The sequence below is a fragment of the Aeromonas sp. QDB11 genome (genome assembly GCF_027705265.1).
Lineage (GTDB): Bacteria > Pseudomonadota > Gammaproteobacteria > Enterobacterales > Aeromonadaceae > Aeromonas > Aeromonas allosaccharophila.
Genome location: NZ_JAPDBM010000030.1, coordinates 1 through 26,355, shown reverse-complemented (window position 1 = coordinate 26,355; position 26,355 = coordinate 1). Strand labels below are relative to the sequence as shown.

Below are 26,355 nucleotides of genomic sequence, written 5' to 3'. Positions count from 1 at the left end.
CTTGCCAGCCCCTTGTTTATAGCGGCTTGGCACTATCATCCCGCCTGATAGACCAAAAGATGCATTCACGCCAATCCCTTCCGGTTGGCGCTATCTTTTAGGTAGGAGAGTGATTCTCTGCCTGGCGGACAAGGGCGGGTCCGCTGGCCAGAAAAGGAGTGAAGGAGGGCTGAGATGGAGATAAATGTGGTCGCGTCAGGTGGGCTCAGCCCATTTGCGCAACGGCAACGTTCTCCCGCTGGGCAGGTCGCGGAGAGGGCTACGCCGTCGTCATTGGCTGGCGGTGATAGCCGGATGGTGCGCGATCTGGGCTCTGTGCTGGCCAACCTCGGGCTGTCGCCGACAGGGGAGAACAGCGGCGGGAGCAGCATCTCAATCAGGGATTCAATGGAGGCGTTCATCAATACCATGATGGGAGCCCTGCAACAGCAGCAAGAGCAACAGCAAGCGCTGCAACAACAGCAGATGCAAGAGCAGGCACAGCGCAAGGCTGCCTTCAACACCGGTAGTGAGAGCCCGTTAAAGAGGGATGTAATGGGCCTGCTGGACAAGCTGGATCAACAGGGCGGGCAGGGAAAAGCGAGCGAGCAAGGAGCCGAGATCGAAGCGGTGAACCCCTTGCAGAGCCAGCTGACCAAGCTATTGGAGAGCAGCGGTGCGGCAGAGCGCGGGGTCACCCTCAAGGAGGTGCTGTCAGGGTTGGCCAGCAAGTTACCGAACGAACCCGCCGAGCGAAAAGGGTATCGGGTCGATACCCAGGTCTGATCTGGTTGGCAACGGCAGCCCCGTCGTTGCAGAGCGTAAGGGGCGGGAAGCCATTTATTGGGCCGGTTCGGCCAACCGCCAGCCCTGTTCGTCTTTCATCATCCACACCTCTGCCTCTTGCGGCAGCACCTGGCCCGCCTCGAACTCGCCATATTTACGCTCGAGCTCCATCAGACCCATCTCCTGCTGGAAGGGGCCAACCCGGTCGTAGACCAGATCCTCATCGTGCAACACCTGCAACTGATCGAGCCCCTGCTTGAAGTGCAGCTGGTAACTCACCTTGACCAGATAGACCCCCTCCATCCGCTCCTCCTTGCCGATGATGGTGAAGTCGCTGATCTCGAACAGGTTGGCGTCTGTCTCGGCCAGCAGCCTGGCGGTAACTTGGCTCCGGATATCCTCTTCACCGGGCCCTGCACTGCAGCCAAAAAGCCAGAGGGCTAGCAGGGGGATGAACCACTTTTTCATCAAAACTCCGGACGGGCGAGACAATCGAAGGGCAAATTTTGCCATGCTGCCGGTCATATACAAGGGATTGCCAGAAAAATCAGCGCGTAACGCATAAGGCGACCCCTGTCTGTCGACAAGGGGCGCCACTGGTCAGCGTAGCTGATCGAGCTTGCCCAGAAACTCGGTCGGCCCCATAAAGCCGGTGACCCGCTGGCCTGTCAGCTCTTTGCCCTCGCGGTCGAAGAAGATTAGGGTCGGCAACCCCAGTACATTGAGGCTGTTGAGCAGCTCGATATCGGCATCGTCGTTGGCGGTGACATCCGCCTGCAGCAACACCATCTGACCGAAGCGCTCCCGCACCGCGGGGTCGCTGAAGGTCTTGTGTTCGAACTCCTTGCAGGCGACGCACCAGTCGGCGTAGAGGTCGAGCAGCACCGGCTTGCCGCGGGCGGCGGCCAGCTGCACCTTGAGATCATCCAGCGTCTTGATGCGGACAAACTGCGGCGCCGTTTGACTGGCATCCGCCGTGACAGCAGCAGGGGCAGCCGGTTGCAGCAGATCCTTGCCCACCACCACGGCACTGATCATCGCCAGCAACAGCACGAAACCGCGCACGCTTTTGGCCACCGAGTGGGGCTGGTGCTGGTTGTGGTGATAGAGGTAGCCGCACAGCAGCAGACCCCAGCCGAGCCATGCGAGGGCCGCAATCTGATCGCTCCAGAGCCGTGACATCAGCAGGATCGGCACCGCCAGCAGGGCAAAGCCAAACAACTGCTTGATCACGTCCATCCAGGCGCCTGCCTTGGGCAGCAGTTTACCGCCCGAGGTGCCGAGTAGCAGCAGCGGCAGCCCCATCCCCAGCGACAGGGCATAGAGCGCCGCGCCGCCGAGCCAGAGATCGCCGCTCTGGGCCACATAGATCAGCGCCCCCGAAAGTGGTGCCGTGGTGCAGGGGGAGCAAACCAGCCCGGAGATCATCCCCATGATGGTGACCCCGACCACAGAGCCGCCTTGCTGGCGGTTGGAGAGGCCGGAGAGGCGGGTTTGCAGGCTGCTCGGCAGTTGCAGGGTGTAGAGTCCGAACATGGAGAGGGCCAGCAGCACGAACATCAGCGAGAGGCCGATCAGCACATAGGGGTGTTGCAGCGCCGCCTGAAATTTCAGACCCGCCGAGGCGACCACCAACCCCAGCAAGGTGTAGGTCACCGCCATCCCCTGTACATAGACCAGGGAGAGCAGAAAGGCGCGGCCGGTGGAGAGGTGATGACCGGCGCCGGCGATGATGCCGGTCAGGATCGGGTACATGGGGAAGACGCAGGGGGTAAAGGCGAGCCCCAGCCCCAGCGCGAAGAAGGCGACGATGCTGAGCCAGAACCCCTGATGGCCGAGGGCTGCCGCCAGCTGATCCTGCTGACTCACGGGGGCGACGCTTTGTGCCGTTTCAACCGTGGACGCTGTGGTTGCCGTGACCAGCGGGGTCACATCGATCAGCTTGTCGGTCGGCGGGTAGCAGAGGCCGTCGGTGCAGCCCTGATAGCGCACCCGCAGGGTGGCGCCGTCGCCCACTTCTTTTAGCGGTACCGCGATGCTTACCTGCTGGTAGTAGACCCGGGTCTTGCCGAAGAAGTCATCCTCGTGCTCGGTGCCTTCCGGCAGGGTCGGCTCGCTGAAGGTGAGGTTGTTCCCCTTGAAGCGCAGGCTGTGGCGATAGAGATAGTAATCGTCGGCGATGTGGAGGGTCAGCAGCAGCTGATCGCCGCGCTGTTCGCTCTCGATCTGAAAGGCCTCATCGACCTGCAAAAATTTGGGTTTGGCATTGGCTTCAATGCCCAGCGAGCTGAGCAGATCGGCGCCGCTGGCGTGGGCAGGAAAGCTGCCCACCGCTGTCATCAGCAGGGCACAGAGCAGCAACAGGGGAGAGAGCAAGCGGGCGAATGTCATGCGGTCTCCCCGTTTAGCCAGTCGAGATAGGCGGGCAGTCCGGCACTCACCGGCAGGGCCAGCAGCTCGGGCACCTCATAGGGGTGATGGGCTTGAATGCATGCCTGCAGCTCGGCAAAGCGCGACTGGCGGGATTTGATGATGAGCTGAATTTCGGTGGCGCGCTCCACCTTGCCTTGCCAGCGATAGACGGAGGTGACGCCCGGCAGCTGATTGATGCAGGCGGCCAACCGCTGGTTCAGCAGCTGTTCGCAGAGAAGGTCGGCACTGGTTTGATCTGGGCAGGTGCAGAGCACCACAATGGCGTCGGTCATAAAGCGGATCTTCACCTCGTTGGGGTAAACCGGGAGGCGCCCTTGCCGTGTCATCCCTCTCTTGCGGATGAAGGTGAAAAAGCGCCCGAAAATCAGCGGCTACTATACCCCAGAGCCGCTTCAAATAGCATCTGTAGCCATTTGTGAGCCAGCGCCAAAAATTAGTGGGGGGCATGAGATAGACGCTGTCATGGGGACAGGGCAGAATGAGCGGGCTTGTTCCCAATTGACGTAAGGAAATGTATGACCCAACAGAATGAGCAGCAGAGAAACCGCATGTTGAGCCTGCTGCGCGAAGGTGAGCGCCGCATGTTGGTTCAATTGGCCGGGCTGCTGCGCACGACCGCCGATGAAATCAATGCCGAGCTGGAGAAAGAGGAGCTGATGGCCACCCTGGAGCAGCCTATCACGGTGGAGTATCTCAACGGCGTGGTGCAGCACCATCTGTTCGAGCGCAAACACAAGGGCGATATGGCGGTTGCCCAGCAGATCCTGAGCGATTATCAGAGCGAACTGGAAGCGCTGCAGGCCGCCCAGGCGCAGCCTGAAGAGGCTGCCGCTGCCGACGAGAGCGGCGAAGAGCTCAAGGCCCAGGCATGAGTGACGGGCAGGTCTGAATCCTTACTTCTGAATCAGCCGGCCTGCCCCCGCTAATCCCTCTTGCGGCCCCATCATGTCTGCCATGATGGGGCCGTATTGTTACCTCTATTGACCTTTACTTCTTGGTTCCGGTCCACCCGATTCGCGCTTTAGCGGGCACCTTGCGGCATGCCGTTCGGCACTTCGCGGGGAATGGGGAAGATCTTGTCATAGCTCAGGTTGTAGACGAAGGCATAAACCAGATAGAAGATCGCAAAGCCGAGATCCAGGAAGAAAGCCTCCAGCAGTGTAATGCCAAGCCACAAAGACATAATTGGCATGGCGGCCAGCAATAACCCCCCCTCGAAACCAATCGCATGGATCACCCGTTGCCACATGCTCTTGTGGGTATGGCCCTGAAACTTCAGCAGCAGCTTGTCGACGCCGACGTTGTAGATGTAGTTCCAGACCGTGGCGAGGATCGAGAAGAAGATCGCCAGCGGTCCCATGTGGCTGAGATGAATGCCGGTCGCCCAGCTGGCCAGTGGGGCGGCGATGAACAGGCCGATCAATTCAAAGCCGATAGCATGGCGCAGTCGATCGTTACGGGTACGCATAAGTCACTCTCTCAATCAGGTTCATTCACGAATTGCAGGTTAATCTATAGAACTTTCGCGATAGATTCATGTTGGTATCCATCGCTAAAATAGATAGATGACAAGGTGGCTTGTTGGAGGGCCATAGGATGACGCCATCACTGGAACAATTGAGGATTTTGCTGGCGGCTGCCGAAACCGGCTCTTTTTCTGCCGCCGCCCGCAAGCTGGGCAAGGCGCAGTCGGTGGTGAGCAGCGCCATCGCTAATCTGGAGATCGATCTGGCGCTCACCCTGTTTGACCGCAGCGGCCGCTATCCGCAGCTGACGGAGGCGGGCGCTCGCATGGTGCAGGAGGCGGGGATCCTGCTGGCACAGAGTGAACGGTTGCAATCCATTGCCGGGGAGCTGGCGGCCGGGGTGGAGACGCGCCTCACCCTGGCCATCGATGATGATTCTCACCTTCCCTGGCTCGGCACCCTGCTGGAGGAGTTCGCCACCCGCTATCCGACCGTGGAGCTGGAGCTGCTCTTCCCGTTGATGGAGGATGTGACCGAGATGCTGGTGACCGGCCGCGCCCAGCTTGGCATCAGTTATCAGAAGGTGCACCCTCAGCGGGAGATCGTCGCCCGTTCGCTGGGGGAGGTGACCATGCCGCTGGTGGTGTCACCGGATCATCCGCTGGCCCGCAAGCAGCCGCTGCGGGAGGTCGATCTGCAGGGCGCGCGCCAGCTGATGGTGACCGGCCGACGGGAAGGGAGCGAGCGTCAGCGCTTTCGTATCTCGGCTCAGGTGTGGTGGGTCGAGGGGGATCTCGGGGTGCTGGAGCTGGTCAAGCGGGGCCTCGGCTGGTCCGCCATTCCGGAATTTCTGCTGCATCAGCCGCTGAAGCGGGGCGAAGTGGTGGTGCTGGAGCCGGACTTTATCGCCAGCCACGCGCTGGCGCTGGAGCTGCAGTGGCATCGCGCCCGCCCGCTTGGGCAGGCGGGGCGCTGGCTGAAGGAGGCACTGCTGGCACGCGTGCCTCGCTAGCCGACCTTACTCGGTCAGGGTGTAAGGCAGGGGTTGCAGGGTGAGGCGGGAGCCTTCGTCCTGCTTGAGGCGGAATTGGGCGTCAGCCTCGGTATCTTTCGGCAGCACGGCGGTGAGCCACACCTGCCCGGCCTGTTGCCAGGCGTTGAGCACCATACCGCTACGACGCCAGTTGTCACCCAGTTGCAGTTCAAGGGTATCGCCGCTGGCGACCGGCTCGCCGGTAGTGCCTGCCAGCAGAAACATAGCGCGGTTGTTGGCGCCGCGATATTTGGCGCGTGCCACCGTCTCCTGCCCCATGTAGCAACCCTTGTTGAAGCAGATGCCATCCAGCGCCTGCAGGTTGAGCATCTGCGGGATGAACTCCCCCTGATGCACTGCTTCCATGTGCGGCAGGCCCGCCTTGATCTCGAGCCCCCACCAGAGTGACTCGTCACCTTGCGGCAGGGCGTCGGCTTGCTGATTGCTCACCAGCAGCCAGCGATCCTGTTCGATCTTCACCGCCATGCCGCCGTCGATAAGACCGCTCTGCTCAAGGCCAAACTGCGCGGCGATCCACGCATCTGTGCCCTTGCCAGCCAGACCTGTGGCGTGGCGTTCGTCGGCGGCGATCTCGACCTTGGAGAAGACGGCAAATTTCTTCAGCTCCGGCAGCTGACGCTCCAGCACCGAGGGGCTGGTCAGCAGCAGCAGGCTGTCCTCGAGGCAGAGCAGGCGGAAATTGCTCCACAACTTGCCCTTGGGATCACAATGGCCACCCGGGGTCTGTTGCCCCGGTTGCAGGGCGTTGACATCACAGGTGATCTGACCTTGCAGATATTTGACGCGATCCTGGCCGCTGATACGGGTGATGGCCAGCTTGGTCAGGGGGAAGCGGGTCGGCTCGGCAGGAAAAACAGGTGGTTGCAGGCTCACGATGGTATTCCAGAGAGAAAGTATGTGAGCTGCATGGTAAAGACGTAACTAATGTTTGTCAGCCGGAAAATCCAGCTGGTACCATCCCCCGGTCTTTGTAAGGAGAGTGCCATGTTGAGCCCAGTTGAAAAATCCCGCCTGAAGTGGGCCTGCCGTCGCGGTATGCTCGAGCTGGATGTGATCTTTATGCCCTTTTTCGAACACGAGTTCGACTCCCTGAGCGACGCCGATCAGCAGACCTTCATCCGCCTGCTGGCGAGCGACGATCCGGATCTGTTCAAATGGTGCATGGGTCATGGTGTCCCTGCCGATCCCGCATTTGCCGCCATGATCCCGATGATCCTGGAGCGCAATCAGGCGCGCCACGACCGCCAGGGGTAATACCGTGGAGCGGGTGATCATGACGGTTCACCTCTCCCGCCATCAGCAATGTTTGCTGGTGGCCCTCTTTCTGTTGCTGCTCTGGCCGGTGGCGGGCCTGATTGCCGGTTGGCAGTGGGCGCTGTTGCTGCCTGTCTGGTTGGTGTCGCTCTGGCTGAGCTGGCGCGCGCTCGCCGAGCCCCCGTTCGAGCTTATCTGGGATGGCCAGTGGCTGCAGTGGCAAGGTCGCCGCTATCAGCTCGGCAAGAAAAGCCGCATTCTGCCCGGCGTGCTCAGACTGGCGCTTTGCCCCGAGCCGCAAGAGAGTGAACCAGTGTCGCCACGGCAACTGTGGCTCTTCTCCGACGCCCTTCCCCCCGAACACTACCGCCTGCTGGCGCGAGCCATCCACTTTCTGCCGTCCCGGCGCTGACACCCGTTTCCCGTGATGATCATGCGCTGATTTATCGTGGTGAGCGGCGGCCATATGGCTGGTGGCACTATTTTTGTTGCTGAAAAAAGTGGCTGTAAAAAATCGGCTGAAAAAAGTGACCCCGCCGGGGCGGGGTCACTGATTGCTGTAATGCTTGGCGGGAAGGGGATTAATCCCGCTCCGGGGTCAGCACGGTCGGTTTGGAGTCCGGCAGCATATCCGGATGATCCAGGTTGTAGTGCAGGCCGCGAGACTCCTTGCGCTGCAGGGCGCAGTTGACGATAAGCTCGGCCACCTGCAGCAGGTTGCGCAGCTCCAGCAGGTTGTTGGAGACGCGGAAGTTGGCGTAGTACTCCTGCACCTCCTGTTTGAGCAGGTCGATGCGGCGCTTGGCGCGGGCCAGGCGTTTGTTGGTACGCACGATTCCCACGTAGTCCCACATCATCAACCGCAGTTCGTGCCAGTTATGCTGGATCACCACCAGTTCGTCGGAATCTTCCACCTTGCTCTCGTCCCACACCGGCAGGTGCGGCGGCTCCACGCTCATCGGCAGCTTGGCCAGAATGTCGGCCCCCGCCTGATGGGCATAGACCACGCATTCCAGCAGGGAGTTGGAGGCCATGCGGTTGGCGCCGTGCAGACCGGTATAGGTCACTTCGCCGATTGCGTAGAGGCCGGGGATGTCGGTCTGGCCGTTGTTGTCGATCATCACGCCGCCGCAGGTGTAGTGAGCGGCAGGGACGATGGGCATCGGCTCCTTGGTGATGTCGATACCGACCGCGAGGCAACGCTCGTAGATGGTCGGGAAGTGCTTGATGATGAAATCGGCCGGTTTGTGGCTGATGTCCAGATACATGCAATCCGCCCCGAGCCGCTTCATCTCGTGGTCGATGGCGCGGGCGACGATATCGCGCGGTGCCAGCTCGGCCCGCTCGTCAAACTCCGGCATAAAGCGGCTGCCGTCCGGGCGGCGCAGATAGGCCCCCTCGCCACGCAGCGCTTCGGTCAGCAGGAAGTTGGGATCATCGGGGTGGAACAGGCTGGTGGGGTGGAACTGGTTGAACTCCAGGTTCGCCACCCGGCAACCGGCCCGCCACGCCATGGCGATGCCATCGCCAGAGCTCACATCCGGGTTGGAGGTGTACTGGTAGACTTTGGAAGCGCCACCGGTGGCCAGTGCCACGAAACGGGCGCGGATCACCTCGACCTGCTCGGCGTTGCGGTTCCAGACGTAGGCACCCAGCACCTTGTTGCCCGGCAGATTGAGCTTGCGGGTGGTGATGAGGTCGACCGCGTTGAAGCGCTCCATCAGCTGGATATTGGGGTGGGCACGGACCTGATCGATCAGGGTGAGCTGCACCGCCTTGCCGGTGGCATCCGCCGCGTGGAAGATGCGGCGATGGCTGTGGCCCCCTTCGCGGGTCAGGTGATAGTGGGATTCACCGTCGGCGTTCTCCTCCTGATCGAAGGGGACGCCTTGCTGAATGAGCCACTGGATGGATTCGCGGGCGTGGCGAGCGGTGAACTCTACCACTGCCGGGTCACACAACCCGGCGCCAGCGTTGAGCGTGTCGCTCACGTGGGATTCGATGCTGTCGGTTTCGTCGAAAACGGCAGCGATGCCTCCTTGCGCATAGAAAGTGGCCCCTTCACTGATGGGCCCCTTGCTCAGAACCAGGACTTTGGCGTGGTCTGCCAATCGCAACGCGAGGGACAGACCAGCGGCACCGCTGCCAATGATCAGTACATCGCAAAGGTATTCAACACTTGCTTTCATAAGTATCATTAGCCTGGATTAAGAACTGGCACCATGGTAGCCCAAGCGAGGGCGAGGATGCAGCCTGCATCACATTTTTTTCAATTGAAGCGAACTTTCTCTGATTCTCCCTGTCTGAACTTGTGCGCTTAGGAAGGGCCGGAAAAGAAGAACGATAACCTGATGGGGGTTTTACGGCTCTGATGAGCGACCAGAATCTACTGGACGAACAGCTGGTTGAACGGGTCCAGCGCGGCGATAAAGCAGCTTTCAACCTGTTGGTAAAAAAATACCAGCAAAAGGTGGTCAACCTGGTTGCCAGGTATGTCAACAATCCCGGTGATGTGCCCGATGTGGCGCAAGAGGCCTTCATAAAAGCCTACCGTGCATTGCCGACATTCCGTGGCGAAAGTGCTTTTTATACCTGGTTGTACCGAATTGCCGTGAACACGGCGAAGAATTATCTGACCTCCCAGGGGCGCAGGCCGCCCAGCAGTGATGTGGAGGCTGACGAAGCGGAGTCTTATGGTGGTGGCGAAGCCTTGCAAGAGGTCTCAACCCCCGAAAACCTGGCGCTGACTGACGAGATCAAGCGCACGGTGTTTTCAGCCATAGAGGCATTGCCGGAAGACCTGAGGACAGCTATCACCCTTCGCGAACTGGAAGGGCTGAGCTACGAAGAGATTGCCGAAATCATGGATTGCCCAGTGGGTACGGTCAGATCCCGTATCTTCCGGGCGAGGGAAGCAATCGATAAAAAGCTGCAACCTCTGATCGAGAATTAACTGGGGAAAGACGGGTTAACTTATGGCAAATAAAGAGCAAATCTCTGCCCTGATGGATGGTGACCTGATTGACGCAGAGGTACTGAACGAGCTGGAGATGGACTCCGACTTGCAAGCTACCTGGGGTCGTTACCACCTGATCGGCGATGCCATGCGGGGTGACCTGCCGGTCAATCTGCAACTGGATCTCAGTGACAGCATCATGGCTGCGCTGGAGGATGAGCCCACCATACTGGCACCCAAGCCGGTTGAGACGGCTCCTGTGCAGCAACCTGCCATTGCACCGGTCAAGACAGATTCCAATGTGGTTCCGTTGTTCCGCCGGGTCGGTCAGCAACTCGGTCAATATGCCATTGCGGCATCCGTGGCTGCTGCCGTTATCTTCGGCGTGCAGCAGTATCAGGGACAGGATGGCGTTCCGGCCAATCCGGTGCTCAATACCATCCCTATCGGTGGCAGTGCGGCGCCGGTGAGTGTTCACTATCCGCAACAGGATGGCGCCCGTGCCCGTCAGCAAGGGCTGACCGAACAGCAGATGCAGGAGCAGCGGGAGCGGATCAACGCCTTCCTGCGTGACCACCAGTTGCAGCAGCGCCTGTTGCAAGACAGGCAGATCCAACAATAACGAATTGTCAGGGATACAAACGTGCGCCAGTCCAGCCGTATTTTGCTGGCCTCTCTCCTGCTGATCAGTGCCAAGGCCTCGGCCGACGATAAGTCGGCCGAGGCCTTGTTGCAGCAGATGCAGAGTGCCGTGCAGCAACAGAATTTCGAGTTGTCCATGGTCAAGGCCCGTCAGGGGCGTCTTGAACCGATCCGGATCAGCCATGCCGTGATCAACGGCAAGGAAGTGGCCCACCTCAGTTATCTCGATGGCAAGGCGATCGAGTATCTCCAGCGCCAGAACGAATACACCTTCTTTGAAAACAGCCACGATCCCTACACCCTGAAGGATGCCCGCTTCCCCGGCATCTGGTCGACCCTGGTGAAGATGCCGCTGGCCCAGGTGCTGGAGAGCTATGATCCGGTGCTGGCCGGTCGCAGCCGGGTCGCCGGTGTGGTGGCGCAGGTGGTAAGGCTGGTGCCTAAAGAGGCCGACAAATATGGTTTCGTGCTCTGGATTGACGAGCAGAGCCACTTACTGCTGCGGATCGACATGGTCGAGCGGGAAGGCAATCTGGTGGAGCAGGTACTCGGTGTCGAGCTGGATCTGCAGAGCAAACCGGCCCCCTGGCTGGTGAAGCTGGCCAACAGCAAGCAGCCTCCGGCGCTGGCGCTGGAGGATGCCTATCCGGCGCCGCAGCAGGCGCTGAACTGGCAGATCACCTGGCTGCCCGATGGCTTCAAGGTGCTGTCGCAAGACCGGCACCAGCTGGTGACCACCAGTATGCCGGTGGATTACATGATGCTCTCTGACGGGCTGGTGGATCTCTCTGTCTATGTCTCCCGGGTGGATCCCAAGCAGGCGGTGCGCCAGCAGCTGATCCGCCAGGGCGCGACCTCGCTGGTGAGCTATGTCAACGAAGTGGGGGTCGAGATCACAGTGGTCGGGGAAGTGCCTGCCGAGACCGCCAAGCGCATCGCCGAGTCGGTCCAGCCGCTGGCCCGCAACGAGGCCGTGCAGTGAGTCCATGCTCTGGGCTGACTGTGGTGCCCAGCTTGCCGCAGACTGCAAGTCGTGTTCAGATCCTGCCATTGCATGAGCACGAGGTGTTGCCGTGAACGAGATGAGTGAAGAGCTGGCGACCGTGGTGGCCATTGAGGGTGACCATGCCTGGGTGGAGTGCGAGCGGCGCTCCGCCTGCAGTGGCTGCCAGCAGCAATCCAGTTGCGGTACCGGCACCGTGGCCAAGGCATTTCCCCTGAAAGCTCCCCGCTTGCGGGTCAGGCTGACCGTCGAGGTGCGGATTGGCCAGCAAGTGAGGCTCGGCATCCCGCAGGCGAGTCTGCTGCGCGGGGCGGCGCTGGTCTATGTGCTGCCGCTGTTCTGCTTGCTGGTGGGGGCCCTGTTGGGGCAGCTCTGGCTGGCGCCGCTGCTCTCGGGCGGGGAGGGGATCACCATTCTCTGCTGCCTGCTGGGGGGCGTGCTGGGCTTTTTACTGGTTCGTTACTTTTCCAACCGCCTGGATCAGGGGCGCTACGGCCCGCAGATGCTTGGCGTGGTGGTTCCTGTCCGCATCCTCCCCTGACCGAACAGGCGCTATTTCACTGGCGCTGGCGACTAAAGAATGGCCGTCAGCCGGGTTATCCAGTAAAATCGCGCCTCCATAACTGACCTTAACCAATTTTGAGTGACTCTTGCTCGATGAAACACATTCGTAACTTTTCGATTATTGCGCACATCGACCACGGTAAATCGACCCTGTCGGACCGTCTGATCCAGACTTGCGGTGGCTTGTCCGACCGCGAGATGCAGGCTCAGGTGCTTGACTCCATGGATCTGGAGCGCGAGCGCGGCATTACCATCAAAGCACAGAGTGTGACCCTGAACTACCAGGCACAAGACGGTAACACCTACCAGCTGAACTTTATCGACACCCCGGGCCATGTGGATTTCTCCTACGAGGTCTCCCGCTCTTTGGCGGCCTGTGAAGGGGCGCTGCTGGTGGTGGATGCCGGCCAGGGGGTTGAGGCACAGACTCTGGCCAACTGCTACACCGCCATGGAAATGGAGCTGGAAGTGGTGCCGGTGCTGAACAAGATTGATTTGCCTGCGGCAGAACCGGAGCGGGTTGCCGAGGAGATCGAAGATATCGTCGGCATCGATGCGATGGACGCGGTACGCTGCTCCGCCAAGACCGGCCTCGGTGTCGATCTGGTGCTGGAAGAGATCGTTGCCCGCATCCCGGCACCGGAAGGTGATCCGGATGCCCCGCTGCAGGCGTTGATCATCGACTCCTGGTTTGACTCCTATCTGGGCGTCGTCTCGCTGGTGCGGGTCAAGAACGGTTCGCTGAAGAAGAACGACAAGATCAAGGTGATGAGTACCGGCCAGGTATGGGGTGTCGATCGTATCGGTATCTTCACGCCCAAGCAGGTGGATACCCAGGGTCTGGGTTGCGGCGAGGTAGGTTGGGTTGTCTGCGGTATCAAGGACATCCACGGCGCGCCGGTGGGCGATACCCTGACCCAGGCCAAGAACGGTGCCGACAAGGCGCTGGCCGGTTTCAAGAAGGTGAAGCCGCAGGTTTATGCCGGTCTGTTCCCCATTTCCAGCGATGACTACGAGTCGTTCCGTGACGCCCTCGACAAGCTGTCGCTCAACGATGCCTCCCTATTCTTCGAACCGGAGAGCTCCACTGCGCTGGGCTTCGGCTTCCGTTGCGGCTTCCTTGGCATGCTGCACATGGAGATCATTCAGGAGCGTCTGGAGCGGGAATACGATCTGGATCTGATCACCACGGCGCCGACCGTGGTCTATGAAATCGAGCTGAACAACGGCGAGACCATCCACATCGATAGCCCGTCGGCGATGCCTGCGGTCAACAATATCAAAGAGATGCGTGAGCCGATCGCCGAGTGCCATATCCTGTTGCCGCAGGAGTATATGGGCAACGTGATCACCCTCTGTATCGAGAAGCGTGGCGTGCAGACCAACATGGTCTATCACGGCAAGCAGGTGGCACTGACCTATGAAATCCCGATGGCAGAAGTGGTACTCGACTTCTTCGACCGCCTGAAATCCACCAGTCGCGGTTACGCCTCGCTGGATTACGGCTTCAAGCGCTTCGAAACCTCTGACATGGTCCGTCTGGACATCATGATCAACGGTGAGCGGGTCGATGCGCTGGCCATCATCACCCACAAGGAGAACGCCCAGTATCGCGGTCGCCAGGTGGTTGAGAAGATGCGCGAGCTGATCCCGCGCCAGATGTTCGACATCGCTATTCAGGCCTCCATCGGCAACCAGATCATCGCCCGCAGTACCGTCAAGGCGCTGCGTAAAGACGTGACCGCCAAGTGCTACGGTGGTGACGTGAGTCGTAAGAAGAAACTGCTGAACAAGCAGAAAGAAGGTAAGAAGCGGATGAAGTCCCTCGGCCGTGTCGACGTGCCGCAGGAAGCCTTCCTCGCGATTCTCCACGTCGGAAAGGATTAATAGATGGCAAGCACGTTTTCCCTGATCCTGGTGGTGGTCTGCGCGATCACCGGTGTTATCTGGTGTCTGGACAAGATGATTTGGTCCAAGCAGCGCGCCGCCAAGATTGCCGTGGCTCGTGCCCATGGCGGTGCCCACCTGGATGAGAAGACCCTAGCCAAGGTGGCCCCTGTGCCGGTCTGGATTGAGCAGACCGCCGGGGTCTTCCCGGTCATCACCTTTGTGCTGATCCTGCGTTCGTTCATTTTTGAACCGTTCCAGATCCCGTCAGGTTCCATGATGCCCACCCTGCTGGTGGGCGACTTCATCCTGGTGGAAAAATTTGCCTATGGTCTGCGGGACCCGGTGACCAACACCAAGTTCCTCGAGACTGGCGAGCCCAAGCGCGGCGACGTGGTGGTGTTCAAGTACCCCCTTGAACCGCGCGTTGACTACATCAAGCGGGTGGTCGGCATGCCGGGTGATCGGGTTATCTATCGCAACAAGGAGCTGATGATCCGGCCCAAGTGCGAGGAGCAGGAAGGGAAAACGTGCCCGGGCTTCAAGAAGCTCGACGTCAAGTTTGAACAAAGAGGCGAATTTACCCAGATGGGGATCCCCCTTGACCGCTATACCGAGCAGTTGGGTGATGTCTCCCACGAGACCCTGCGCAATCCGCTGATGCCCGACATGGTTGGCCGTTACTATCGCCAGCCCGGCACCTACCCCGACGAATGGGTCGTACCGGAAGGCCAGTATTTCGTGATGGGCGACAACCGCGACAACAGCACCGACAGCCGCTTCTGGGGCTTTGTGCCCGAGCAGAATCTGGTCGGCAAGGCGGTCGCTATCTGGATAAGTTTTGAATTCGAGCGCGAAGAAGGCTCCCTGCTGCCAAGTTGGATACCGACAGGTGTGCGCTTCAACCGCATTGGCGGAATCAAGTAAATGAATATCAAGATGAACAGACTGCAGTCCCGTCTCGGGCATGTTTTTGCGGATCTGGAACTGCTGACCCGTGCGCTGACTCACCGCAGCGCCGGCTCCCGTCACAATGAACGACTGGAATTTCTGGGTGACTCGATTTTGAGTCTGGTGATTGCCGACGATCTCTTCCACCGCTTCCCGCAAGCGGCGGAAGGGGATCTCAGCCGGATGCGCGCCACCCTGGTGCGCGAGAAGACCCTGGCCGAACTGGGCCGGGAGTTTGACCTCGGGGATCACCTGATCCTCGGTCCCGGCGAACTCAAGAGCGGCGGTTTTCGCCGTGAATCCATTCTGGCCGACACGGTCGAGGCGGTGATCGGTGCCGTCTATCTGGATACCAATCTTGAGACGGTGCGGACACTGCTGCTGAGCTGGTACGCCAGCCGCCTGGAAGAGATCAAGCCGGGCATCGAGCAGAAAGATCCCAAGACCCGTCTGCAAGAAATTTTGCAGGGAAGCCGCAAATCCCTGCCAACCTACACTGTGACCAACGTCAAGGGTGAGGCCCACAACCAGGAGTTCACCGTCCAGTGTGACGTGGAAGGTCTGGATGGTCCGATCAAAGGGGTCGGCACCAGCCGTCGCAAGGCCGAACAGGCCGCTGCGCAGCAAGCATTGGAAAAACTGTCATGACAGATACTACCTACTGCGGCTTTGTTGCCATCGTGGGCCGACCGAATGTGGGCAAGTCCACCCTGCTCAACAAGCTGCTTGGCCAGAAGGTCAGCATCACCTCGAAGAAGCCCCAGACCACCCGTCACCGGATTTTGGGGATCGACACCGAGGATAACTACCAGACCATCTATGTCGACACCCCGGGTCTGCACATTGAAGAGAAACGGGCCATCAACCGCCTGATGAACCGTGCCGCCACCAGTTCGCTGGGTGATGTGGCCATGGTGGTGTTCATGGTCGACGGTACCCACTGGACCAAAGACGACGAGATGGTGCTGGGCAAGCTGCGCAATCTCAAGTGCCCGGTGGTGCTGGCGGTCAACAAGATCGACAACGTCAAAGAGAAAGAAGATCTGCTGCCCCACCTCGAGTGGCTGGGCCAACAGATGAACTTCGCCCATATTCTGCCCATCAGTGCCGAAAAGGGCACCAACGTGGAGAAGATCCGCGAGTGGGCCAAGGATCTGCTGCCGGAAAACGTCCATTTCTTCCCGGAAGATTACGTGACTGACCGCTCCTCCCGCTTTATGGCCTCCGAAATCATCCGCGAGAAGCTGATGCGCTTCACCGGTGAGGAGCTGCCCTACTCGGTGACGGTGGAGATCGAGCGCTTCAAGGTGGAAGAGAACGGCCTCTACCACATCCACGGCCTGATCCTGGTCGAGCGCGATGGCCAGAAGAAGATGGTCATCGGCAACAAGGGCGAGAAGATCAAGACCATCGGCACCGAAGCGCGCCTCGATATGGAACGTCTGTTCCAGAACAAGGTGCACCTCGAGCTGTGGGTCAAGGTCAAGTCGGGCTGGGCTGATGATGAGCGCGCCCTGCGCAGCCTCGGGTATGGTGACGACTGATTGCTGACCCCGGCTTTCGTCATCCACAGTCGGCCCTATCGGGAGACCAGCCAGCTGGTCGAGGTCTTCACCCAGGATAGTGGCCGATTTACTCTGGTGGCTCGCGGTTCTCGCGGGCCACGTTCCCCTCTCAAGGGGCTGTTGCAACCCTTTACCCTGCTCACCATCGCCTGGCGCGGCAAGGGCGATCTCAAGAACCTCACCCAGGTCGAATGCCCGGATCACTCCCTGCGACTCGGCGGCGATCGCCTCTTCTACGGCCTCTATCTCAACGAGCTGGTTTACTACCTGCTGGAAGCGCACACACCGTTCCCCGAGGTGTTCGATGCCTATGCCCGTGCCATCATGGCGCTGGCCGATGGCGAGATGCCGGAGCTGCCGCTGCGCCGCTTCGAGTTCCTGCTGTTGCAGGCGCTCGGCTATGCGGTGGATTTCGAATACACGGCGGACGACGAGTCGCCCATCGAGCCGACCCTGCTCTATGGCTTCGAGCGTGAATTGGGCTTTGTTGCTTGCGAGCGGGCGCCGGATCCCCGTACCCTGTTTCTCGGTGCCCACCTGCTCGCCTTTGCCGAGGGACGTTTCGATACCCCTCCCTTGCTGCAGGCGGCCAAACGTTTCAGCCGACTGGCACTGCAACCCTATCTGGGCAAGCGCCAGTTAAAGAGTCGGGAGCTGTTTTTAAAACGCCGCAATAGCTTGGGTTAACCGTCCTGCTGCGTTACCCGGCACGGTAAGAATGTTACCTACGTCCGATTACGCTGCGCTAATCGAACCTACTAGCTGATATATGGATATCCGCGCGGTAGCCGCGCAGTCAACAGATGAAGCTTTTCAAGGAGTTCTCAATGAGTGAAATCTATCTGGGTGTGAACATCGACCATATTGCCACCCTGCGTAACGCCCGTGGCACCCAGTATCCGGATCCGGTGCAGGCCGCTTTTGTTGCTGAACAAGCAGGGGCCGATGGTATCACCGTGCATCTGCGTGAAGATCGCCGCCACATCACCGACCGCGACGTGGAGATCCTGCGCCAGACTATCCAGACCAGAATGAACCTGGAGATGGCGGTGACCGAAGAGATGATCGGCATCGCCTGCCGCATCAAGCCCCACTTCGTCTGTCTGGTGCCTGAGAAGCGCACCGAAGTGACCACCGAGGGCGGTCTGGACGTGGCCGGTCAGCTGGACAAGGTGACTGACGCCGTTGCCCGTCTCTCCGCGGTGGGGGCCCAGGTATCCCTCTTTATCGACGCCGATCCCATCCAGATCGATGCGGCTGCCGAGAGTGGTGCCCCCTTTATCGAGATCCACACTGGCCGTTATGCCGATGCCACCACAGATGCCGAGCGCAACGCCGAGTTCAAGCGCATCGCCGCCGGTGCCTCCTATGCCGCTGGCAAGGGCTTGAAGGTCAATGCCGGCCACGGCCTGCACTACCACAACGTCAAGGCTATCGCTGCTATCCCCGAGCTCTATGAGCTCAACATCGGCCACGCCATCATCGGCCGTGCCGCCTTCGATGGTCTGGCCAAAGCCGTGAGCGATATGCGCCTGCTGATGCAGGAAGCCCGTCAGGGGATCTGAGTTGCAAAATAGGCCCGCGGCCTGAGACCGGTCGCTAGAAATAACAAGGGACGCCACGGCGTCCTTTGTTATTTCAGGTGTTGTTCAAGTGAGGGCAATGGGCTGGCGGCCACCGAGCTGTAATAACCCAGCACAATCGGCTATAAGCAGTTGATGTCAAAAGGGTTACACTGGTTGACCCTGTGAGTTGGACGAGATTGTTATGGATCATCCCCTGTACCACCCCGATATCACCGAACTTGAACCTGTCGCCCGCGCGGCGGGAGCGGCCATCATGGCCATCTATAGCCAGCCCTTCGCGGTGGAGTACAAGAGCGACGAGAGCCCGCTCACGGCGGCCGACAAGGGGGCTCATGAGGTGATTGTGCAGGCGCTGGCGCGATTGACCCCAGACATCCCCGTATTGTCAGAGGAGTCGGGCCCCGAGGTGATGGCGGCGCGCCACGGCTGGTCCCGCTACTGGCTGGTGGATCCCCTCGACGGCACCAAGGAGTTTGTCTCCCGCAACGGCGAGTTCACCGTCAATATCGCGCTGATTGAAGGGGGGGCGCCGCGCTGGGGGCTGGTCTATGCCCCTGTGCTGGACAAGCTCTGGTATGGCGGAAAGGGTCTCGGTGCCTGGCGCATCGCCGATGGCAAGCGCGAGCCTATCCAGACCCGGCCTCATCGTGAAGGCGAGGCGTGGCGAGTGGTGGGCAGTCGCAACCACCTGTCGCAGGAGACCCTCGATTTCTTGGCTCCTTTTGGCGAGATCGAGCTGGTCTCCATGGGCAGCTCCCTCAAGTTCTGCATCATTGCCGAGGGGGGCGCCGAGCTCTATCCACGTCTCGCCCCCACCTGCGAGTGGGACACCGGTGCGGCGCAGGCTGTGCTGGAGGGGGCGGGTGGCAGCGTCACCCAACTCGATGGCTCATCCCTTGCCTACAACAAGCCCGAGATCCTCAATCCCTGGTTTGTCGCCAAGGCATAAACGAGATATCGGGATGCAAAAAGGCCTGACTGGAATGAACTTCCAGTCTGGCCTTTTTTATTTCGCTATTCGCTTTGTGGTCAGAAGACCTTTTTGAACGGCTTGATGGTGACCTTGGCGTAAACACCGGCGGTCACATAAGGGTCGGCATCAGCCCAGGCTTTGGCGTCCGCCTGCGAGGCAAACTCGGCGATGACGGTGCTGCCGGTAAAACCGGCATCGGCCGGATCCTCTGCATCGATGGCAGGATTAGGACCCGCGGTCAGCAGGCGACCTTCATCCTGCAGGGCTTGCAGGCGAGCCAGATGGGCAGGGCGAACCTGCTTGCGCAGTGGCAGGCTATCGGGAACATCTTCTGAGTAGATGAGATACCACATGAGACAATCCTTTTCTGATGAGGGTTATTTTTTTGGTTCGTCTTTTTGCTGGGACAACTGCTCGGCAGGGATGTGGCGATAGAGATAGACGCCGCTCAGCAGGGTAAAGACCAGCGTCATCCCCAGCAGGCCGAACACCTTGAAGTTGACCCACATCTCTTGCGGCAGGTTGAACGCCACGTAGAGATTGAGCAGGCCGCAGACGGCAAAGAAACCGGCCCAGCCGAGGTTGACCCGATCCCAGATGGCGTCGGGTGCCTGCAGCTCTTTGGCCAGCATCTGCTTTATCAGATTCTTGCCAAAGCCATACCGGCTGATGAGCAGACCCAGCGCAAACAGGGCGTTGATGACGGTCACTTTCCACTTGATGAAGGTGTCATCGTGGAAGAATACGGTGAGACCGCCAAAGAAGCCGACCAGCAGGAAGGTGAATAGCTGCATCTTCTCGACCTTGCGATAGCGGATCCAGCTGTAGGCGAGCTGCAGACCGGTGACCACCACCAGGGCGCCGGTCGCCATGTAGATGTCGTAGAACTTGTAGACCGCAAAAAAAACGATAAGTGGAATAAATTCAATAAATTGCTTCATTTCTGACGCCTAGTCCTCAAAGATGGCCTGCAAATTTTGCCCAGTCTACCTGCACGGTGGACAACGGCAAATGAATAAGACCGCTCATTTTTACGCCGGTTCCGCGCTGCCGCCAAACAGTTGGCGAGCAATGGAGATCCCCAGTCGCTGCTGATCGGCCAGCAGGTCGCGGATATGGCGCTCTTCAATCAGGGGGTTGAGCAGCACGGCGCGCAGCAGGGTGAGGGGTTGGGCACCGTAGCGCACCACGGCGCGCTGGGTACGGGAGACAAAGCTGTGCCCCTCGGCGCGCTGGGCTTTTTGCAGCGCTACGTTGAAGTCGTTGATCTGCTCGTTGGCCGCTTCATCCAGCACCTTGCCCTGCAGATGGGGCGGGATGCAGCGATAGGAGAGCAGGTTCATCACCGGAGCAGACATCAGCTCGAAGGCCGGATTACTGGTGATGAGCTCGGCCATCAGTCGGGCCCGGTCGTAGTTGGCCTCGATGAGGTCGGCATAGCCTTGCTGGCCGAACAGCTGGAAGGCGGCATCCAGATAGAGGGCATTGGCCGGGCGGGTGCCCTCAAGCGTAAAGCGGCCCTGATCAAACGAGGTGGCACGAATGGCGTAGGGCGCCTCCCGTTTGACCGCCATCATCAGGTCGGGCTGGCGGCAGAGCAGCATGCCGGTACCGAGCGGCACCAGCAGCTGTTTGTGGCCATCCAGAGTGACGGTATCGGCGTGCTCGATCCCGGCCAGCAGGTTTTGATAGCGGGGGGAGAAGAGGGTAGGGCCACCCCAGGCGGCATCCACGTGGAAGTGGATCTGCTCGCGCTCGGCGATGGCAGCCAGCTCCGGCAGCGGATCGATGGAGCCAAAGTCGGTGCTGCCCGCCACGCCGACCAGCGCCAGCACCTTCAATTTCTGCTCTTTGCACTGGAGCAGCGCCTGTTCCAGCGCAGCCAGACTGAGCCGGTTCTGCTCGTCGGTCTCGAGGCGCCAGACGCTGCGAGCGCCCAGCCCCAGCAAATCCATCCCCTTGTCGAAGGAGTAGTGCATCAGCCGTGAACCTAGAATGACGGCGCCGCGATAGCCCTGCTCGTAGAGGGCGAACAGGTTGTCGCCGCAGGCGCGGTTGCGGGCCAGCCAGAGGGCGGTGACGTTGGCGATGGTGCCGCCGCTGGTCATGACGCCGAGGGCGGCATCCTTGGCATGCATCTGTTCGCCGTAGAAAGCATCGTCCATGCCGTAGATGAGGCGGTGCAGCTTGGCCAGCACCTCCCGCTCCAGAAAGCTGAGCAGACGGGAGGACTCCATCTTCATCGGATTCTGGTTGAGCATCACCACCAGACGGGAGAGCTCGGCAGTGAAGGCCGGCAATGGTGCCGTCATATGACCCATGTAGCGTGGCGAGGTGAGGTGAGAGGCGCCGGGTACCAGAGTAGCCAGCCGGGCGAGATAGGCCTCGGTCGAGCAGCCGCTGGCGGGCATGCTGGACTGGTCGAGCTGATGGGTGAACAGGTCGCGCTGGTAGGGGGCCTGACTGTCGTCGGAGTGGTGGAAGGTCTCCAGCAAGGTGCTCATCGCCTCGCCAAAGGCGGGATCCGCTTGTGCAAACAGCTCAGTCAACTTCATCAGGTTCTCCAGACCAGGTCACCGGGGTAGGTGTCTATGCCGCTTCTGTCGGGCATCGGCGGCAGAGCATACACCAAAGGGGGGCGGGTGACAGCCACCCCATTTTTTAAGCGAACACTTGTACTCTGAAATGGTGCTGGGTAGAGTGTCGCCAATGATGACGGAGTGAATGTTATGAGTGGTGTGATGGATTACTCCCCCCGGGAAGAGCTGGCCAACCGGCTGAGCCACGGAGCGGGATTGTTGCTGGGTATTGCCGGGTTGGTGCTGCTGCTCATCAAGGGGTGGGGGCAGGGCACGCAAGCGCTGGTGAGCTACAGCCTCTATGGTGGCAGTCTGGTGCTGCTCTATCTCGCCTCGACCCTCTACCACAGCATGGCGGAGGGCAAGGCGCGACGCTGGTGCAAGGTGTTTGATCACTGCGCCATCTATCTGTTGATCGCCGGTACCTATACCCCCTTCCTGCTGGTGGCGCTCGATACGCCGCTGGCGCGCGGGCTGATGGTGGTGATCTGGGGACTGGCGCTGGCCGGGGTGGTGTTCAAGCTGATATTCATCAACCGCTTCAAGAAGTTGTCGCTGTTCACCTATCTGATGCTGGGCTGGCTGTCGCTGGTGGTCATCTACCAGCTCTATATCCATCTGGTCGGTGAGGGGCTGCTGCTGCTCGGGCTTGGCGGCCTTATCTACAGCCTCGGGGTCATCTTCTATGTGGCCAAGCAGATCCCCTATAACCACGCCATCTGGCATCTCTTTGTGCTGGGTGGCAGCGTTTGTCACTTTATGGCCATTTACGGCTACGTCGCCTAACGTCTTGCAACTAGCCCTTAATTGGTATTTTTGGCGCGTAAAAGGATAAATTCGTGCGGTATCACACAGTTGGCATCAGCGTTTGCTGACAAGCTAGGGCCAGTTCAATTCGCAAAGGATGCACGAAATGAGTGAAATCGCGCTTTCCATCAGCATGTTGTCGCTGGTGGCAGTGCTAGGACTCTGGCTGGGAAACTGGCGAGTCTATGGCGTTGGCTTGGGAATAGGGGGGGTGCTGTTCGGCGGCATCATAGTGGGTCACTTTGCAGGCGCCTCCGATCTCGCGCTGGATGCACAAACGCTTCACTTTATTCAAGAATTTGGCCTGATCCTGTTTGTCTATACCATCGGCATCCAGGTCGGGCCGGGTTTCTTCTCGTCATTGCGCAGTTCGGGTCTCAAACTCAACGCGTTTGCCGCTTTGCTGGTCATCCTTGGCTGCGTGGTGGCCGCTGGCTTGCATCAATTTTTCGATGTGCCGTTGCCGGTCATTCTGGGGGTCTTCTCCGGTGCCGTCACCAATACGCCATCCCTCGGTGCGGGCCAGCAGATCCTGGCCGAGCTGGGCGCCGCGCCCGGTTCTACCGGCCTGATGGGGATGGGATATGCGGTTGCCTATCCGTTTGGCATCTGTGGCATTTTGCTCACCATGTGGCTGGTCAGGGTCTTCTTTCGCATCAAGATCGACGATGAAGCCGCCCAGTTCGAGCTGCAAACCGGTAAAACCAAGGAGAGCTTGCAGACCATCAACATCGCGGTACGCAACCCCAACATGCACGGCCTGATGCTGAGCGAGATCCCGAGTCTCGACGAGTCTGATGTCATCTGTTCACGGCTCAAACGGGGCGACGAGCTGATGGTGCCACGGCCGGAATCCCGTATCGAACTGGGTGACTTGTTACATCTGGTGGGTGAGCGCCACGCGCTGCACAAGGTGTTGCTGGTATTGGGGGAGGAGGTGGAGACCTCGCTCTCGACCCGCGGCACCGATCTGCGCGTCGAGCGGGTAGTGGTGACCAACGAGCAGGTTCTTGGCAAGAAGATCCGCGATCTGGACATCAAACAGCGCTATGACGTGGTTATCTCCCGTCTCAACCGTGCCGGTATCGAACTGGTGCCGACCAGTCAGACCAGCCTGCAGTTTGGCGATATTCTCAACCTGGTGGGGCGCCTCGATGCCATCGAGGCCGTGACCAATGTGGTCGGCAACGTGCAGCAAAAACTGCAGCAGGTGCAGATGTTGCCGGTATTTATCGGGATTGGCCTTGGCGTATTGCTCGGCTCCATCCCCTTCTATCTGCCCGGTTTCCCGGCCGCTCTCAAATTGGGTCTGGCGGGTGGGCCGCTGGTGGTGGCGCTGATCCTGTCGCGGATCGGCAGCATCGGCAAGCTCTACTGGTTCATGCCCCCCAGTGCCAACCTGGCGCTGCGGGAGATCGGGATCGTGCTGTTTCTGGCGGTGGTCGGCTTCAAGTCCGGTGCCGGCTTCGTCGATACCCTGATCAATGGTGATGGCCCGGCCTGGATGCTCTACGGCATGGCGATCACCCTGATCCCGCTGCTGGTGGTCGGTGTGTTGGCGCGCCTCTACGGCAAGATGAATTATCTGACCCTGTGCGGCTTGCTGGCCGGCTCCATGACAGACCCTCCCGCGCTGGCCTTTGCCAACGCAATGCACCCGACCAGTGGCGCCAGTGCGCTCTCATACGCCACTGTCTACCCGCTGGTGATGTTCCTGCGGATCATCTCGCCACAGCTGCTGGCTATCATCCTCTGGGCGGGTGTATAGGGTTAATCCTGACGGGAGCATGCTTTGTCATGCTCCCGTCATTACTCTGTAATTTATTGATAATTTTAGTTTTTGCCATTCTCGCAACCTCGTTTTATACACTTCTGTCTGGCTGAACAGTTCAGCCTCAAATCGGTCTATCCTTTCGAATTTTCGAGCTGGTTATTTTTCCCCTCAGTCTGCAAAGTAGGCTGTGGCTTATTGCATTCAAATCAGGATTCAGGAGAGAACATGATCACCAATGCCGTTACCTTGGAACAGGGCGTAACCGTAACCCAACTTAAAGGACAAATTTATCTGGTGGCCGCAGATGGCAGCCGGAAGCTGTTAGCTGAAGGTGATGTGCTGCCGAAAGGGGCGGTGATCATGTCGCCGGATGGCGCCAGTTTCATGGGCGGCGGACAGTCGTTCACTGTGCAACCGGCCAGCGAGCAGAGTGAGCCTGCCGAAGAGGGGGATGCTCCCCAGCTGGCGCAAAATGGTGCCGCTGGCACTCCTGATGATATCAATGCCCTGCAACAGGCCATTTTGGGTGGCGCTGACCCGACCCAGGCCTTTGAAGCCTCTGCCGCAGGCGGTGCACCGGCCGCCGGTGGTGGCGGTATTGGAGGCGTCGCTGGTGCCAGTGGCAACGGCGGTTTTGTCACCATCGACCGTACCGGTTCCGCAACCATTGCTGAAGCTACCTTCGATACCACCTACAACACCAATGGTGAACTACCGCTTGGTGCTGCTGGCGAGGATGAAGTATTTGACCTGACTCCGCCCACCATTTCTGTGGTAGCGCCAGACAATACCAATGACACCACTCCGACCCTGACCGGAACCACGGATGCTCCCGTTGGCAACATCGTCACCCTGCTGGTTACCGATGCAAACGGTAATCAACAAACCCTGACCGCTACCGTCACACCCGCTGGCACCTTCACCGTAGATGTGGTTACCCCACTGGCCGAGGGTTCTTATACCGTGACCGCCACAGTGACAGATCCTGCGGGTAATTCCGGAAGTGCGACTGATTCAGGGAGTGTGGATGTAACAGCTCCAGTGATCACTGTCGATGCGCCTGACAATACAAATGACACCACACCGACTATCACAGGTACTACCAATGCGGTTCCAGGCAGCACTGTCACTCTGGTCGTGACCGACGCCAATGGCACTCAGCAAACCCTGACTGTCACCGTGCAGTCGGGTGGTGGTTACAGCGTGGATGTGACCACCCCGCTGGCGGAAGGCTCTTATACCGTCACCGCCACTGTGACCGATCCGGCCGGCAACACAGGTAATGCTATTGACCAAGGTAGTGTTGACCCTACGACCATCAAAGAGGTGGCGGTGAACAACGAGGGCGCGAAAGCCGAAGAGGGCCAAGACCTGACCTTCAAGGTGGCCCTGAGTGCGGCGAGCGAGCAGGCGACCAGTCACAGCTTCAGCCTGGCGGGCGTGAGTGCGGGTGAGGGTGACTTCGACCGCAGCAAGGTCACCTTCAGCAACGGCGTGACCCTGAGTGCGGATGGCAAGAGTGTGCTGGTGCCGGCCGGTGTCAGCAGCTTCACCGTGACCGTGCCGACCATCAACGACAGCGTGGATGAAGCGGACGAGACCCTGAAGCTGGCCGTCGGCGGCAAAGACGCCATCGGTACCATCGTCGACAACGACGCGCTGCCGACCATCAAAGAGGTGGCGGTGAACAACGAGGGCGCGAAAGCCGAAGAGGGCCAAGACCTGACCTTCAAGGTGACCCTGAGCGCGGCGAGCGAGCAGGCGACCAGTCACAGCTTCAGCCTGGCGGGCGTGAGTGCGGGTGAGGGTGACTTCGACCGCAGCAAGGTCACCTTCAGCAACGGCGTGACCCTGAGTGCGGATGGCAAGAGTGTGCTGGTGCCGGCCGGTGTCAGCAGCTTCACCGTGACCGTGCCGACCATCAACGACAGCGTGGATGAAGCGGACGAGACCCTGAAGCTGGCCGTCGGCGGCAAAGACGCCATCGGTACCATCGTCGACAACGACGCGCTGCCGACCATCAAAGAGGTGGCGGTGAACAACGAGGGCGCGAAAGCCGAAGAGGGCCAAGACCTGACCTTCAAGGTGACCCTGAG

At 59.9% G+C, this 26,355-nt stretch carries 28 protein-coding genes; 19 read left to right on the top strand and 9 right to left on the bottom strand.

Annotated elements, in window-relative coordinates:
* Positions 1 to 174 precede the first annotated feature (174 nt).
* Complete coding sequence (locus tag OKC40_RS11835; protein WP_270795316.1) at positions 175 to 765, top strand: hypothetical protein; 591 nt, start codon at positions 175 to 177, stop codon at positions 763 to 765.
* A gap of 54 nt (positions 766 to 819) precedes the next feature.
* Here the strand turns inward: OKC40_RS11835 and OKC40_RS11830 are convergent, their stop codons facing one another.
* From OKC40_RS11830 to cutA, 3 genes are all read right to left on the bottom strand, one after another.
* Positions 820 to 1,233: a hypothetical protein gene (locus OKC40_RS11830; protein ID WP_182938147.1), complete on the bottom strand. Its 414-nt coding sequence runs from the start codon at positions 1,231 to 1,233 to the stop codon at positions 820 to 822.
* 132 nt (positions 1,234 to 1,365) lie between these two features.
* Positions 1,366 to 3,156, bottom strand: coding sequence for a protein-disulfide reductase DsbD (locus OKC40_RS11825; RefSeq protein ID WP_182938146.1), 1,791 nt, complete (start codon positions 3,154 to 3,156; stop codon positions 1,366 to 1,368).
* Positions 3,153 to 3,470, bottom strand: coding sequence for a divalent-cation tolerance protein CutA (gene cutA, locus OKC40_RS11820; RefSeq protein WP_139407258.1), 318 nt, complete (start codon positions 3,468 to 3,470; stop codon positions 3,153 to 3,155). Before cutA ends, OKC40_RS11825 begins: the two co-directional genes overlap by 4 nt.
* A 243-nt stretch (positions 3,471 to 3,713) precedes the next feature.
* Between cutA and OKC40_RS11815 the strand changes: the two genes are divergently transcribed.
* On the top strand, positions 3,714 to 4,070 hold the full coding sequence (locus OKC40_RS11815; RefSeq protein ID WP_005362699.1) for a hypothetical protein: 357 nt from the start codon (positions 3,714 to 3,716) through the stop codon (positions 4,068 to 4,070).
* A gap of 149 nt (positions 4,071 to 4,219) precedes the next feature.
* Here OKC40_RS11815 and OKC40_RS11810 read toward each other — a convergent pair whose 3' ends face one another.
* Positions 4,220 to 4,666, bottom strand: coding sequence for a PACE efflux transporter (locus OKC40_RS11810; RefSeq protein ID WP_182932906.1), 447 nt, complete (start codon positions 4,664 to 4,666; stop codon positions 4,220 to 4,222).
* 128 nt (positions 4,667 to 4,794) lie between these two features.
* Here OKC40_RS11810 and OKC40_RS11805 point away from each other — a divergent pair, with 128 nt between their 5' ends.
* A complete protein-coding gene (locus OKC40_RS11805; protein WP_042080104.1) occupies positions 4,795 to 5,676 on the top strand; it encodes a LysR family transcriptional regulator in 882 nt (293 codons plus the stop codon).
* Positions 5,677 to 5,682: 6 nt separating this feature from the next.
* Here the strand turns inward: OKC40_RS11805 and ygfZ are convergent, their stop codons facing one another.
* A complete protein-coding gene (ygfZ, locus tag OKC40_RS11800; protein ID WP_182938144.1) occupies positions 5,683 to 6,591 on the bottom strand; it encodes a tRNA-modifying protein YgfZ in 909 nt (302 codons plus the stop codon).
* A gap of 111 nt (positions 6,592 to 6,702) precedes the next feature.
* On the opposite strand from ygfZ, the gene OKC40_RS11795 reads away from it, so the two are divergent.
* Both OKC40_RS11795 and OKC40_RS11790 read left to right on the top strand, forming a co-directional pair.
* A complete protein-coding gene (locus OKC40_RS11795; RefSeq protein WP_033136300.1) occupies positions 6,703 to 6,972 on the top strand; it encodes an FAD assembly factor SdhE in 270 nt (89 codons plus the stop codon).
* A 19-nt stretch (positions 6,973 to 6,991) separates the two neighbouring features.
* Positions 6,992 to 7,384 (top strand): protein YgfX, encoded by a 393-nt coding sequence (locus OKC40_RS11790; RefSeq protein ID WP_270795339.1) that lies wholly within the window; start codon positions 6,992 to 6,994, stop codon positions 7,382 to 7,384.
* A 169-nt stretch (positions 7,385 to 7,553) separates the two neighbouring features.
* On the opposite strand, the gene nadB is transcribed toward OKC40_RS11790, so the two are convergent.
* Entirely contained in the window at positions 7,554 to 9,161 is a 1,608-nt protein-coding gene (gene nadB / locus OKC40_RS11785; protein WP_042062095.1) for an L-aspartate oxidase, read from the bottom strand.
* Positions 9,162 to 9,343: 182 nt separating this feature from the next.
* Here nadB and rpoE point away from each other — a divergent pair, with 182 nt between their 5' ends.
* The 11 genes from rpoE (at position 9,344) to cysQ (ending at position 19,075) form a co-directional block, all read left to right on the top strand.
* A complete protein-coding gene (rpoE, locus tag OKC40_RS11780; RefSeq protein ID WP_042062096.1) occupies positions 9,344 to 9,925 on the top strand; it encodes an RNA polymerase sigma factor RpoE in 582 nt (193 codons plus the stop codon).
* Positions 9,926 to 9,947: 22 nt separating this feature from the next.
* Positions 9,948 to 10,550, top strand: coding sequence for an RseA family anti-sigma factor (locus OKC40_RS11775; protein WP_182938143.1), 603 nt, complete (start codon positions 9,948 to 9,950; stop codon positions 10,548 to 10,550).
* A gap of 21 nt (positions 10,551 to 10,571) precedes the next feature.
* Complete coding sequence (locus OKC40_RS11770; protein ID WP_042657248.1) at positions 10,572 to 11,552, top strand: MucB/RseB C-terminal domain-containing protein; 981 nt, start codon at positions 10,572 to 10,574, stop codon at positions 11,550 to 11,552.
* 100 nt (positions 11,553 to 11,652) lie between these two features.
* The gene (locus OKC40_RS11765; protein WP_058053241.1) at positions 11,653 to 12,114 is read left to right on the top strand and encodes a SoxR reducing system RseC family protein; all 462 of its coding nucleotides are present in this window, start codon (positions 11,653 to 11,655) and stop codon (positions 12,112 to 12,114) included.
* Between the two features lie 116 nt (positions 12,115 to 12,230).
* A complete protein-coding gene (gene lepA / locus OKC40_RS11760) occupies positions 12,231 to 14,024 on the top strand; it encodes a translation elongation factor 4 (RefSeq protein WP_182938142.1) in 1,794 nt (597 codons plus the stop codon).
* Between the two features lie 3 nt (positions 14,025 to 14,027).
* Positions 14,028 to 14,951, top strand: a complete 924-nt coding sequence (gene lepB / locus OKC40_RS11755) for a signal peptidase I (RefSeq protein WP_182938141.1) — start codon at positions 14,028 to 14,030, stop codon at positions 14,949 to 14,951.
* Positions 14,952 to 15,623 carry a ribonuclease III gene (rnc, locus tag OKC40_RS11750; protein ID WP_058058543.1) on the top strand — a complete coding sequence of 224 codons (672 nt, stop codon included), beginning with the start codon at positions 14,952 to 14,954 and terminating at the stop codon, positions 15,621 to 15,623.
* Positions 15,620 to 16,519 (top strand): GTPase Era, encoded by a 900-nt coding sequence (gene era, locus OKC40_RS11745; RefSeq protein ID WP_005335393.1) that lies wholly within the window; start codon positions 15,620 to 15,622, stop codon positions 16,517 to 16,519. Before rnc ends, era begins: the two co-directional genes overlap by 4 nt.
* Positions 16,520 to 17,227 carry a DNA repair protein RecO gene (gene recO / locus OKC40_RS11740; protein WP_182938140.1) on the top strand — a complete coding sequence of 236 codons (708 nt, stop codon included), beginning with the start codon at positions 16,520 to 16,522 and terminating at the stop codon, positions 17,225 to 17,227. It abuts the gene before it with no gap.
* 140 nt (positions 17,228 to 17,367) lie between these two features.
* Positions 17,368 to 18,105: a pyridoxine 5'-phosphate synthase gene (pdxJ, locus tag OKC40_RS11735; protein WP_005335389.1), complete on the top strand. Its 738-nt coding sequence runs from the start codon at positions 17,368 to 17,370 to the stop codon at positions 18,103 to 18,105.
* Between the two features lie 202 nt (positions 18,106 to 18,307).
* On the top strand, positions 18,308 to 19,075 hold the full coding sequence (cysQ, locus tag OKC40_RS11730; RefSeq protein ID WP_420000829.1) for a 3'(2'),5'-bisphosphate nucleotidase CysQ: 768 nt from the start codon (positions 18,308 to 18,310) through the stop codon (positions 19,073 to 19,075).
* Positions 19,076 to 19,155: 80 nt separating this feature from the next.
* Here cysQ and OKC40_RS11725 read toward each other — a convergent pair whose 3' ends face one another.
* The 3 genes from OKC40_RS11725 to OKC40_RS11715 form a co-directional block, all read right to left on the bottom strand.
* Entirely contained in the window at positions 19,156 to 19,452 is a 297-nt protein-coding gene (locus tag OKC40_RS11725; protein WP_005335344.1) for a YciI family protein, read from the bottom strand.
* Between the two features lie 24 nt (positions 19,453 to 19,476).
* A complete protein-coding gene (locus OKC40_RS11720) occupies positions 19,477 to 20,040 on the bottom strand; it encodes a septation protein A (RefSeq protein ID WP_182938139.1) in 564 nt (187 codons plus the stop codon).
* 90 nt (positions 20,041 to 20,130) lie between these two features.
* Complete coding sequence (locus OKC40_RS11715) at positions 20,131 to 21,654, bottom strand: aminotransferase class V-fold PLP-dependent enzyme (RefSeq protein ID WP_182938138.1); 1,524 nt, start codon at positions 21,652 to 21,654, stop codon at positions 20,131 to 20,133.
* Between the two features lie 174 nt (positions 21,655 to 21,828).
* Between OKC40_RS11715 and trhA the strand changes: the two genes are divergently transcribed.
* The 3 genes from trhA to OKC40_RS11700 all read left to right on the top strand — a co-directional run.
* Positions 21,829 to 22,464, top strand: coding sequence for a PAQR family membrane homeostasis protein TrhA (gene trhA / locus OKC40_RS11710; RefSeq protein ID WP_182938137.1), 636 nt, complete (start codon positions 21,829 to 21,831; stop codon positions 22,462 to 22,464).
* Positions 22,465 to 22,591: 127 nt separating this feature from the next.
* Positions 22,592 to 24,253 carry a putative transporter gene (locus OKC40_RS11705; protein WP_021229463.1) on the top strand — a complete coding sequence of 554 codons (1,662 nt, stop codon included), beginning with the start codon at positions 22,592 to 22,594 and terminating at the stop codon, positions 24,251 to 24,253.
* Between the two features lie 231 nt (positions 24,254 to 24,484).
* On the top strand, positions 24,485 to 26,355 hold a 1,871-nt coding region (locus OKC40_RS11700; RefSeq protein ID WP_270795310.1), incomplete at its 3' end, for a retention module-containing protein.